The organism is Sphaerisporangium sp. NPDC049457, from assembly GCF_055586705.1.
The window spans coordinates 311,183-323,023 of sequence record NZ_JBVJHR010000008.1 but is presented as its reverse complement, the minus strand read 5'-3'; the positions used below and the strand labels follow the sequence as shown (position 1 = coordinate 323,023).

Below are 11,841 nucleotides of genomic sequence, written 5' to 3'. Positions count from 1 at the left end.
GGGCTGTTGCCGTATCTGATGACCGGGCGGGTGTTGGTGTTGGAGTCGAAGCTGTCGGACAGCGTGAAGTCCAGCACCCCGTAGTCGATCGGCTCCGGAGGAGCCTGGGACGCCACGATGGCATCGACGATGATCTTCGCGTCGCCGGCCTGCGGCTGGTAGCGGTCAGGGTACGCCGACACCTGCACCGCCTGGCAGATCTCACCGATCGGCGCGGTCAGCCACTTCTCGTCCGGGTACTTCGACTCCATCTTGTTCAGGAAGGCGTTGGTGGCCCACGTCGGGTTCAGCCGCTGGGCCCTGCTTCCCCAGGAGGCCCGCTGCTGGAACAGCCCGAGGCTGTCGTGGTCGAGCTCCTCGCTGATGTTGTCGATGCTCGACTCGACGATCGTCGTGGTGATGGCGATGACGGCGGCCCTGAGGTTCAGGCCGCGGTCGCGCACGGCCTTGACCACCATCCGCGCGCAGGACACGCGGTAGGCCGACATGTACCCCTTCATCTTGGCCTTCAGCGAGCCGTTCAGTTGCGTCGCGAGGGCGGAGTCGGTGGAGGTGGTGCCGTTCGGGTCGCACGCGGCGACGGCTCGCTGCGCGGCGACGTCACTGGCCATCGCGCTGGGCGCCGGGGTGGGACCGGCCATGGCGGCGGGCGCGATCAGCAGGCTGCAGGTCAGCGCCATGGCGGTGACTCCGGCGAGCCGGAGGGCGCCACGGGCGGCACGGGCGGGACCGGCGGCACGGGCGGGACGCGAGGGGGATGCACTCATCGGATGCCTCATTTCGGGACAGATTCGATCTGGCTCCGAAAGAGTGCGACCGCGCGCTTCAATACCGCTGTAAATCCGTTGTAGGCGGCTCTACAGAGCGACGTCCTCGTGCGTGGAACCGGTCGTCCGCCGCGTGGCGAGCTCCGCGTGTTCACGGGAGCCGTACGCGCGGAAGATGCCGACCGCCTCCGCCCGGACGCTCTCGGCCGCCGCCCACTGTCCCAGCTCCTCGTGCAGCAGGGCCAGGTCTCGCAGGGTCCGCGCGCGGAACAAGGGCAGGCCCAGCTCCTCCCACTGCCGCACCGACTCCTTCAGGCAGTTCTCCGCCTCCTGGTACCGCCCGGCGGCGAGGTGCAGCTCTCCCAGCGTGCGCAAGGTGATCGCCTCGCCCCACCGGTCGCGCAGGGCGCGCATGTCGGCGAGGATGCCCTCCAGCGCGGGCAGCGCCTCGTCGCACCTGCCCTGCCGGAGCCACGCCTTGGCGCGGGTGCGCAACGCGTAGCACTCCAGCAGCCGCTCACCCGTGTCGCCGAAGATGCGCGCCGCCTGTTCGCTCAGCCGCTGCGCCTCGGCGTGCTCTTCCCTGGCCATGTGGTGCAGGGCCATGGTGCGCAGAGTCAGCGCCTCACCTCGCCGGCTGCCCGATCGTCTGTACAGCGTGAGCGCGTGGTCCAGGTCGGTCCAGGCGCGATCGAGGTCGCCCTGTTCCAGCCGGACCGAGCCCGCCAGCCGCCGCACGTGGGCGAGGGCGGGCTCGTCGCCCTGGTCATGCCACATCCGCTGGGCGCTGTCGAGGTAGTGCAGCGCCTCGGGCAGGTGTCCCTGTTCGCGGCAGACGACGCCCATGCCCGTGAGGATGGCGCACTCTCCCCGCAGGTCTCCGGCGGCGCGGAACATCGGGAGCGCCTGGCCGAAGTACTCCTGGGCCTCGGCGTAGCGGTCCTGCTCGTATCGCAGCTGGCCCAGCTCCGCGAGCAGCGTCGCCTGGCCGGCGGTGTTCCCCCTGCGCCGCGCGACGGCCAGAGCGGCGTCGTGCGTACGGCTCCAGGCCGTGAACTGGTTCTCCACGGCGAAGGCGGAATGGCACAGCGCGGAGGCCAGCTCGACCGCGGCCTCGTCGAGGTCCAGCCCCGCCGCCAGTTCGACGCCGACGACCAGCGGCTCCTCCTCGATGCGCAACCACGTGTGGGGCGCCGCCAGGACGGCCTGCGCGGCCTGCGGATCGACGGGTGCGGCGAGCCGGTAGGACTCGCGCACCGCGATCGTGCCCGACGGTTCGACGGCGCGCATCTTCGACAGCAGCCAGAGCCAGCCGCCGATCACCCTGGTGACCGCGGCGGCCCACTCCTGTGCCGGGTCTTCGACCTCGGCGCGCTCGCGGGCGAACAGCCGGATGAGATCGTGCAGCCGGTAGCGCACCTGGCCGATCGCGTCGACCCCCTCGACCTCGACGAGCGAGGCGTCCACCAGTTGTTCCAGTTCCCGCTCGGCCTGTTCGAGGCTCGACCCGGTGGCGGCCGCTGCAACCCAGGCGGGAAAGTGCGGAAGGCCGAGCAGGCCGAGGTACCGCAACGCCCTGCGGACGGAGCCGGTCAGCAGCTCGTAGCTCAGGGCGATGCCGGCGCGGACCTCCTGGTCGCCCACGGCGAGCTCGTCGAGCCGGCGCCGCTCGTCGGCGAGCCGGTCGGCCATCAGTTTCACCGACCACTGCCGGCGCGAGGCGAGCCTGGCGCCGGCGATCCGGATGGCGAGGGGCAGGTACCCGCACTGCTGTACGATCATCCGCGCCGATTCGGCTTCCGCGGTGACGCGCTCGGCGCCGGCGACGTGGGACAGCAGGGCGAGCGCCGCATCGGCCGTCAGCGTGCCCAGTTCGGTCGGGAGGGCGCCGGCGAGGCTCGGGAGTTTGTTGCGCGAGGTGATCAGCACGGCGCATCCGGCCGAGCCGGGCAGCAACGGGCGGACCTGGCGTTCGGTGGCCGCGTCGTCGAGCACCACCAGCATGCGGCGGCCGGATAGCAGGCTGCGATAGCGGTTGACCCGTTCCTCCAGGGTCGGCGGAAGCTCCGGCGCGGGTGTGCCCAGTTCGCGCAGCAGGCGGCCCAGGACCTCCTCGGGCGTCGCCGGCAGTTCGGTGGTGCCGCGCAGCTCGGCGTAGAGCTGGCCGTCCGGATAGCGCTCGGCCACGTCGTGGGCGACCCGTAGCGCGAGGGTCGACTTGCCCGTGCCGCCGGCGCCGAGGATCACGCAGACGGGCATGGCGGACGGCCGGGTCAGAGCCGCCCGCAGCAGTTCCGTCTCCTCGGTCCGGCCCGTGAAGTCGGGGATGACGGGAGGCAGCTGGTGCGGTCTGCCCCTCTCAGGAGCGGTCCTCTCAGGAGTGGTCCTCTCGGGAGTGGTCCTCTCGGCGCCGGCTCTTTCAATGCTGGTCCTCGCCGAACCGGACCGCTCGGAAGCAGGGTGCTCGGAAGGGGAGGGCTCGGAAGCGGAGGGCTCGAAGGGGGAGGGCTCGGAAGCGGAGAGCTCGGAATCGGCCGCGCCGCGGCCGGGCTGGTCGCGTGTTCCGCTGGGCGCCCCCGGGCCCGTGGACGCGGAACTCTCTGATGGGCGCGTCCGGGAACGGCGTCCGGGTGACAGGCGCGGGTCTCCTCGCAGGATTCCCTCGTGCAACCGCCGCAGCTCGGGGCCGGGGTCGATGCCGAGCTCCTCCGCGAGGACCTCCACGCCCTGCCGGTAGACCGCGAGCGCGTCCCCCCGCCGCCCGAGTTCGTTCAGGGTCGCCATGAGGTCATAACGGAGGCGTTCGTGGGTGGGATGGCGTGCCACCAGGGCGGTCAGCTCGCCGATCACCTGCTCGTGCCGGCCGATCCGGAGGTCGGCGGAGATGCGTTCCTCGGTCACGGTGAGCCGCAGCTCGTCCAGGCGGCGGGCTTCCGCGAGCAGGAAGGAGTCGCCCATCCCGCCGAGGGCGGGGCCGCGCCACAGTGCGAGGGCGGCGCGCAGGCGTTCGGACGCGTCCTCATGACGGCCCTCGGCGGCCGCGCGGCGGCCTTGGGCGACGAGCGTCTCGAACGCGGAACGGTCGACGGCGCCGGCGGGGACGTCGGCCAGGTAACCGGCCCGGTGGGACACGATGACCGGTGGCATGTCCGCGCGTTCGAACGATCGGCGCAGCGACGAGATGTAGGTCTGCAACACGGCCCGGGCGGTCTCCGGGGGATCCACGTCCCAGATGGCCTCGATGAGCCGTTCTGCCCCGACCACGTGCCCCTCGTCGATGAGCAACGCGGTCAGCAACGTTCGCGGTTTCGCCCCCCCGAGCGGTACCTGACGGCCACCGTTCCAGACCTCTATGGGGCCGAGGAGGCGGAATTCCATGTACTCCTCCAGCGACGACTCCCCGGCGACCACCGGCCACGAGAACCGCGGACGGCCTCCGACCGCGCAACGGTTCGGCGCCACGCGGGAGTTCCCGTGACCGTTCTCCGCCGCGCGGTGGGTGCCAGCGTAGATGATCCCGTACGTTACCGACAGGGTCGGCGATCACGGCGGCGGCGTCCCCCGAGAGGGGTGAGGGTGGGCGGTCCGGGACGCCCGGGAGGCGTCAACACCCGCGCTCGGGGGTCAGGGGGAGGTGCAGGTGAGGGCTGACGGGACGGTGTTGCCGGCGGTCCAGGTGGCGTTGAAGCCGAAGGCCGTCGAGGCTCCGGCGCCCAGGTTGCCGTTGTAGCTCATGTTCCTGACCGTCACGGCGCTGCCGCTCTGGGTCAGGGCGCCGTTCCAGAGCTGGCCGATGGTCTGGCCGTCGGCGAAGGTCCACTTCACCGTCCAGCCGCTCATGGCGGCGACGCCGGTGTTGCTCACCGTGACCTCGGCGCCGAAGCCGCCCGGCCAGGAGTTGGTGATCCGGTAGGCGGCCGTGCAGCCGCCCGGAGAGGACGGGGTCGGGGTGACGGACGGGGTGGGCGTGGGGGTCGGGGTCGGGGTGGGCGTGACCGTTGGGGTCGGCGTGGGGGTGGGGGTGGTGCCGTTGAGGAGGGCGGCGAGGGGCGGGTACCACTTGTCGGCCATCTTCTGGTCGCCGGTCGCGTTGGGGTGTACTCCGTCGCCGGTGTCGCTGGAGGTGCTGAAGCCGGTCCACTGGTCGACGACCACGATCGGCGACTGGGCGGTGCTCTTGGACTGGGCCCAGCCGGGGATGGCGGCGTTGAGGGCGACGACGCGCTGCGCGCACTCGGGACAGGAGCCCGGGTTCATCGGGATGATCTGGGCGACGAGGATCTTCATGTTCGGGTTGCTCGCCCGCATCTGGTCGACGAGCTTGCCGTAGGCGGCGAGGATCGTGCTGGTCGCCCGGTTGCTCCACACGTCGTTGGTGCCGAAGTGCATCAGCACGATGTCGGGCCGGGTGGAGGAGAGCCAGCCGGGGAGCTGGTTCTGGTCGGCGACGGCGGTGACCAGCGCGCCTCCGTGGCCTTCGTTGTCGCCGTCGTAGGCGACGCCGCATCCCTGGGGCGGCAGGGTGCCCACCATGTCGACGCTGTGGCCGCTTTGGACGAGCCGGTTGTACAGCAGGGCCCGCCAGCAGCCGGGGGAGCCGGTGATGGAGTCGCCCAGCGGCATGACCCGTACGGTGGCGGCGCCGGCCGGTGGAACGGGCGTGAGGGCCACGTACGTCAGGACTCCGATCAACGCCGTCATGATCGCCAGGAATGCGCGTCTGGTCGCCATCCTCCACCTCCGGTCGTCCGCCTGGCGATGGTAAGGAGACGGGATGCCCGCGAGGAAGGAGCTGCGGAACTTAACCGGTTCGACCTGGGCAAATGCCTTCTCCGGCGGTGAAAGTTCCACAGGGTGCGCGCGGCGCTCGTCCGTTTCGCGGTGGCGGCGGCTGCCCGTCCTGACCACCGGGCAGGGGCGGTGCGCCGCGCGGGTGACCCATCCCGCCAAGGCGCGGGTCGCCGAGCCGGGGCGGGTTATCGGGCCGGGGTGCTCACAGCCACTGTTCGCGGGCGGCGTGCCAGGCGAGTTGCATTCTCGTCTGCACGCCGGCCGCCTCCATGATGCCGGAGACGCGCCGCTGGACGGTGCGCTGGCTGATGCCGAGCTGGGTGGCGATCGACTTGTCCGGGACGCCCGCGACCAGCAGCGACAGCAGGTAGAGATCGTCGGAGTCCAGGGGGCAGGGCGCCGTCTTGTCCTCCAGCGACAGGGTGCCGCCGTCCATGACGCTCAGCGGGGTGGCGCGGTCCCACTGGCTCTCGAACAGGGCCAGCAGCGCGTCCAGCAGGGTGCCGCCGCGGATCAGCGCCGCCGTCGGCTCGGACAGACCCGGCTGCTGGACGAGCGTGATCAGGCCGAGCCTGCGGTCGGCGATGGTCAGCCGCACGGGAAGGCGGGGGATGGCCCTGGCACGCTCGCCGTGCTTGATGGCCTGGGCGACGTCGGCCTGCATGCCGGGCTCCTCAAGCAGGGTCCGTTCGTAGATGACCCGGTAGACGACGCCGCGGGAGAGGGCGGAGGGCTCGGCGTCGTTCTGGGCGGCGGTCATCGCGACCGGGCCCGCGAGGCAGAAGCCCAGCACCTCTTCCCGTGCGTTGTCCTGCATGTGCAGCAGGTGGTCGCGCATCGCGGCCCGATTGGGCAGCACCTCGACGAGCTGTGCGGCGTCCCGGCGGCGGGTGTTGGCGCGGTGCTCCTCCGACAGCTCGTCCAGGGAGCGGCGCGCCCAGTCGAGCGCCTGCTGGCGCCGCAGCAGCGACGCGCCGAGCGCGATGTCGGGGGCCACGGCGGCGAACCGGCCGGGGGAGACCTCGCGGACGAGGCCTCTGGCGGCCATCGAGCGCAGTGTCCGCCCGACCTCATGGGGGTCGAGCCGGGAGAGCTCGGCCAGTTCCGCGACCTCGGCCTCGGCGGCCGAGACCAGCAGCCGATACGTCAGTTCCTCCACCGAGTCCAGCCCCACCGGCTCCAGCATGTACCCATAATGGCATCCGAAATAGCGGCATTCGGCCACACCTATCGCTCACCGGGGCGTATTCCGGCAGGTGAGGACGCCTACAGGACAGCGGCAGGGCGGCTGCGGGACGACGGCAGGGCGGGCGAGGGCGGTGGCGGGGCGGCCCTGGACCTCGGTGCGCTGGACGGCCGTTCCCCGGTCAGGGACGCCGGTCGGTCCCCTCCTCGGTCTCTTCCTCGTCCTCCGGCGCGGCCGCCGGGTCGGGCGCGTCGAGGGGGCGCAGGCGCTCCCAGGTCAGGAAGACGGCCGCGACGAGGATCATCGCCACGCCGGTCCACAGGTTGATCCGGACGCCCGCGGCCTTGTCCACCGCCGCCGTGCCGTCCAGCAGCCCGACGATCGTGAGGATCACGCCGTAGAGCAGGAACAGGCCGCCGATGATGCGGCGGATGTCGAAGAGCCGGGCGACGCGCCTGCGGTCGCTCTCGTCGTTCACAGCAGGTCTCCGATCGGGGGAGAGTTCGATCACCATGGTCCGGGCCGGCGCCGCGATGGCGATCACGGGGTGGTCGGGGTGTCAGATGAAGGGGATGTAGAGGACGACGCCCAGGATGACCGCGCCGGCGCCGAGCACGATCGGGGAGCGGTACCACGCCTTGTCGCCGGCCAGGGAGTCGTCGGCGATCGAGGCGTCGCTGAGCCCGTAGACCAGGCCGCGCAGCTCGCTCTCGGGCTTGGGCGTGGTGAGCAGGGTGACCACGACCGAGACCACGGCGTCCACGACGAACGCGGTGCCGGCGCCCCAGAAGGTGGCGTTCAGCTCGGTGCCGAAGTCCAGCACGCCCGCCTTGAACAGGATGTAGCACGCGAACGCGGCGACGGTGCCGGTCAGCAGTCCCCAGAAGCCGGCCCACGGGGTCATCCGCTTCCAGAACAGGCCGATGATGAACGTCGCGAACAGCGGAGCGTTGAAGAACGAGAACAACGTCTGCAAATAGTTCATGATGTTGCTGAACCCGGCCGCGATGAGCGCGGCGCCGATGCCGAGGACGACGCCGCCGACGGTGGCCAGCCGCCCCAGCCGCAGGTAGTAGTCGTCCGGCCGGTCCTTCTTCACGTGCGAGCGCCAGATGTCGTAGGTGAAGACGGTGTTGAAGCCGCTGATGTTGGCGGCCATGCCCGCCATGAACGAGGCCAGCAGCCCGGTGACGGCGACGCCGAGCACGCCGTTCGGCAGCAGGTCGCCCATGAGCAGCGGGATGGCGTAGTTGTACTGCGGGCCGCCCGGCTTGCCGAGGTCGCTGAACAGCGCCAGCGCCACCAGGCCGGGGATCACGGTCACGGCCGGGATCATCAGCTTGGGGTAGGCGGCGACGATGGGCGTGAGCCGCGCCGCCGTCGTGTTGCGCGCCGACAGGCCGCGCTGCACCTCGGCGAAGTTCGTCGTCCAGTAGCTGAAGGACAGCACGAAGCCGAGGCCGAGGACGATGCCGATCCAGTGCGCGCCGAGCGGGTTGGCGTCGGCGGAGCCGGTGTTCGCCCAGGCGTGCAGCCCGGGGTCGCCGAGCGCCGACTGGCGCACCTTGTCGGCCAGGCCCGAGAAGCCCCCCACCTTGATCAGGCCGAGCACCGTGATGGGGATGAGGCCGGCGAGGATGACGAAGAACTGCATCACCTCGTTGTAGATGGCCGACGACAGGCCGCCCAGCACGACGTAGGCCAGCACGATGGCGGCCGACACGACGATGGACAGCATCAGGGGCCAGCCGAGCAGCGCTCCCATCACCAGGGCGAGCGCGTAGAGGTTGATCCCGGCGATGAGGATCTGCGCCACGGCGAAGGTGACCGCGTTGAGCAACTGGGTCTGGCCGTTGAACCGGCGGCGCAGGAACTCAGGGACGCTGTGCACCTTGGAGCGGTAGTAGAACGGCATCATCACGACGCCGAGGAACACCATGGCGGGGACGGCGCCGATCCAGTAGTAGTGCACGGTCTGCACGCCGTACTGCACCCCGTTGGCGGCCATGCCGAGGATCTCGGTGGCGCCGAGGTTGGCCGACAGGAAGGCGAGGCCGGTGATCCAGGCGGGGAGAGACCGGCCGGAGAGGAAGAAGTCCAGGCTGGTCCTGACCGCGCGGCGGGCGGCGAAGCCGATGCCGAGCACGGTGACGAAGTAGAGCGCGAGGACGGCGTAGTCGAGGAGGTTGACGTCCAGCCGCAGGTCCTGCGCCGCAAGAGACAGGTGATGAGGCACGAACGCCCGTTACCCTGAAATTTCCTGCTTTCACCCGCTGCTTCGCGAGACTTGTGCGGCCTCGCCGCCGCGCCGCGTCCCCGAACCTCGCCGTACAGCGCCCCGAACCCCGCCGCGCCACGTCCCCGATCCTGCCCCGCCGCGTCACCTGACCAGGCGCGGCGGGACGGAGCCGGGCCGGTCGGCACCGCGCGGAGAAAGTTTAAGCGCCAAACTATTGACGCCCACTCCCGGGTTGTGTGAACCTTCGGCGGAGGCTGTCAGGAGCCTCATCGGTACCATGCACGCTGGAGGTCGACGGTCAGGGGTCCCACCTGATCGTGCATGGCGGTTGACCGCGTTCTCGAAGCGTTTCGAGGCGATCCGAAGGGAACCGTTCATGCGCAAAAAGCTCCTGAGCATGCTCGCGATGGCGCTCGCCGCCAGCTTCCTCGCGGGCGTGAAGGCGCCGCCGTCGGAGGCCGCCGCCTCCGAGCCGTACACGTTCAAGAACGTCCAGATCGGGGGTGGCGGGTTCGTCCCCGGCATCATCTTCAACCAGAGCCAGAAGGACCTGATCTACGCCCGCACCGACATCGGCGGCGCCTACCGGTGGAACCAGTCCACCCAGACCTGGACACCGCTGCTCGACTGGGTCGGGTTCGACAACTGGGGCTACAACGGCGTGGTGAGCCTGGCCACCGACGCCGTGGACCCGGACAAGGTCTACGCCGCCGCCGGCATGTACACCAACTCCTGGGACCCCAACAACGGCGCCATCCTGCGCTCCAGCGACAAGGGCGCCACCTGGCAGGCCTCGCCGCTGCCGTTCAAGCTCGGCGGCAACATGCCCGGCCGCGGCATGGGCGAGCGGCTCGCCGTCGACCCCAACAAGAACAGCGTCCTGTACTTCGGGGCGCCCAGCGGGAACGGCCTGTGGCGCAGCACCGACTCCGGCGTCAGCTGGTCCAAGGTGACCAACTTCCCCAACGCCGGCAACTACGTGGCCGTCCCCGGTGACGCATACAACGGCGACAACCAGGGCGTCGTGTGGGTGACGTTCGACAAGCGCACCGGCACGTCGGGTAACGCGACCCAGACCATCTACGTCGGGGTCGCCGACAAGAACAACACCGTCTACCGCACCACCAACGGCGGCACGAGCTGGGAGCGCGTCTCCGGGCAGCCGACCGGGTACATCGCACACAAGGGCGTCCTGGACACCGTCAACGGCTATCTCTACATCGCCACGAGCGACACCGGCGGACCGTACGACGGGGCCAAGGGCGACGTATGGCGGTACGCGACCGCGACCGGCACCTGGACCCAGATCAGCCCGATCCCGTCCAGCAGCGGCGACGACTACTTCGGCTACAGCGGCCTGTCGGTCGACCGCCAGCACCCGGGCACGCTCATGGTGGCCACGCAGATCTCCTGGTGGCCCGACGTGATCTTCTTCCGCAGCACCGACTCGGGCGCCACCTGGACGCGGGTGTGGGACTTCACCAGCTATCCCAACCGCTCGTTCCGCTACAAGCAGGACGTCTCGGCCACGCCGTGGCTGACCTTCGGCACCAATCCGGCCCCGCCGGAGGTCACGCCCAAGCTCGGGTGGATGACCGAGTCGCTGGAGATCGACCCGTTCGACTCCGACCGCATGATGTACGGCACCGGCGCCACCATCTACGGCACCACCGACCTCACCAAGTGGGACACCGGCGGGCAGTTCACCATCAAGCCCACGATCATGGGGCTGGAGGAGACGGCCGTCCTGGATCTGATCAGCCCGCCGTCCGGCGCTCCGTTGATCAGTGGGCTCGGCGACCTCGGCGGGTTCCGGCACAACGACCTGACCAAGGTCCCGTCGATGCTGTTCACCCAGCCGGTCTTCACCAGCACGACCAGCCTCGACTACGCCGAGACCAACCCCAGCGTGATGGTCAGGGCCGGCAACTTCACCGACTCCGACCGCCCGAACGACAGCCATGTGGCGTTCTCCACCGACGGCGGGAGCAACTGGTTCCAGGGCACCGAGCCCGGCGGCGTCAACAACGGCGGCACGGTCGCGGCCGCCGCCGACGGCAGCCGGTTCGTCTGGGCGCCGGGCGACCCCGGCCAACCGGTCGTCTACTCCGTCGGTTACGGCAACAGCTGGAGCCAGGCGTCGGGTGTGCCGGCCAACGCGGTCGTCGAGTCCGACCGGGTCAACAAGAACAAGTTCTACGCCTTCGCCAACGGCGGGTTCTACGTCAGCACCAACGGCGGCGCCACCTTCGCCAAGACCGCCGCGACGGGCCTGCCGTCCACCGGCGTGAGGTTCAAGGCGCTGCCCGGCGTGGAGGGCGACGTCTGGCTGGCCGCCGGCACCACGGGCCTGTGGCACTCGACCAACTCCGGCGCCTCGTTCACCAAGGTGAGCGGCGTGACCGAGGCGACCAACATCGGCTTCGGCAAGGCGGCCTCCGGCCGCACCTACCAGGCGCTCTACCTCGCCGGCCGGGTCGACGGCGTCTACGGCGTCTACCGGTCCGACGACACCGGCGCCTCCTGGGTCCGGATCAACGACGACAAGCATCAGTACGGCAACATCGGCGAGGCGCTGACCGGCGACCCGCGCGTCTACGGCCGCGTCTACATCGGCACCAACGGCCGCGGCGTCATCTACGGCGACCCCTCCGGCGGCGGCACCCCCGACACGACGGCTCCGTCGCGACCGGGGACGCCGGCGGCGTCGTCGATCACCTCGTCGGGGGCGACGTTGTCGTGGACGGCGTCGACCGACAATGTCGGGGTCAGCGGGTATGACGTGTACCGGGAGGCGGGGACGACGGATGTGAAGGTGGGCACGGCGACGAGCAACACCTTCGCGCTGACCGGTCTGT

7 protein-coding genes are annotated in these 11,841 nt (G+C 70.5%); 1 reads left to right on the top strand and 6 read right to left on the bottom strand.

Features of this window, described 5'->3' with window-relative positions; all coding sequences use genetic code 11:
* The 6 genes from ACZ6QO_RS15455 to ACZ6QO_RS15430 all read right to left on the bottom strand — a co-directional run.
* Positions 1-767, bottom strand: a 767-nt coding sequence (locus ACZ6QO_RS15455) for a hypothetical protein (protein WP_465851122.1), incomplete at its 3' end; no start/stop codon positions are given.
* A 90-nt stretch (positions 768-857) separates the two neighbouring features.
* Entirely contained in the window at positions 858-4,145 is a 3,288-nt protein-coding gene (locus ACZ6QO_RS15450; RefSeq protein ID WP_465851120.1) for an AfsR/SARP family transcriptional regulator, read from the bottom strand.
* Positions 4,146-4,391: 246 nt separating this feature from the next.
* Positions 4,392-5,498: a cellulose binding domain-containing protein gene (locus ACZ6QO_RS15445; RefSeq protein WP_465851119.1), complete on the bottom strand. Its 1,107-nt coding sequence runs from the start codon at positions 5,496-5,498 to the stop codon at positions 4,392-4,394.
* Positions 5,499-5,760: 262 nt separating this feature from the next.
* Positions 5,761-6,744, bottom strand: coding sequence for a helix-turn-helix domain-containing protein (locus tag ACZ6QO_RS15440; protein ID WP_465851118.1), 984 nt, complete (start codon positions 6,742-6,744; stop codon positions 5,761-5,763).
* Positions 6,745-6,925: 181 nt separating this feature from the next.
* The gene (locus ACZ6QO_RS15435) at positions 6,926-7,222 is read right to left on the bottom strand and encodes a hypothetical protein (RefSeq protein WP_465851116.1); all 297 of its coding nucleotides are present in this window, start codon (positions 7,220-7,222) and stop codon (positions 6,926-6,928) included.
* A gap of 81 nt (positions 7,223-7,303) precedes the next feature.
* Positions 7,304-8,980 (bottom strand): sodium:solute symporter family protein, encoded by a 1,677-nt coding sequence (locus ACZ6QO_RS15430; RefSeq protein WP_465851114.1) that lies wholly within the window; start codon positions 8,978-8,980, stop codon positions 7,304-7,306.
* Positions 8,981-9,359: 379 nt separating this feature from the next.
* Between ACZ6QO_RS15430 and ACZ6QO_RS15425 the strand changes: the two genes are divergently transcribed.
* Positions 9,360-11,841, top strand: a 2,482-nt coding sequence (locus ACZ6QO_RS15425) for a xyloglucanase (protein ID WP_465851113.1), incomplete at its 3' end; no start/stop codon positions are given.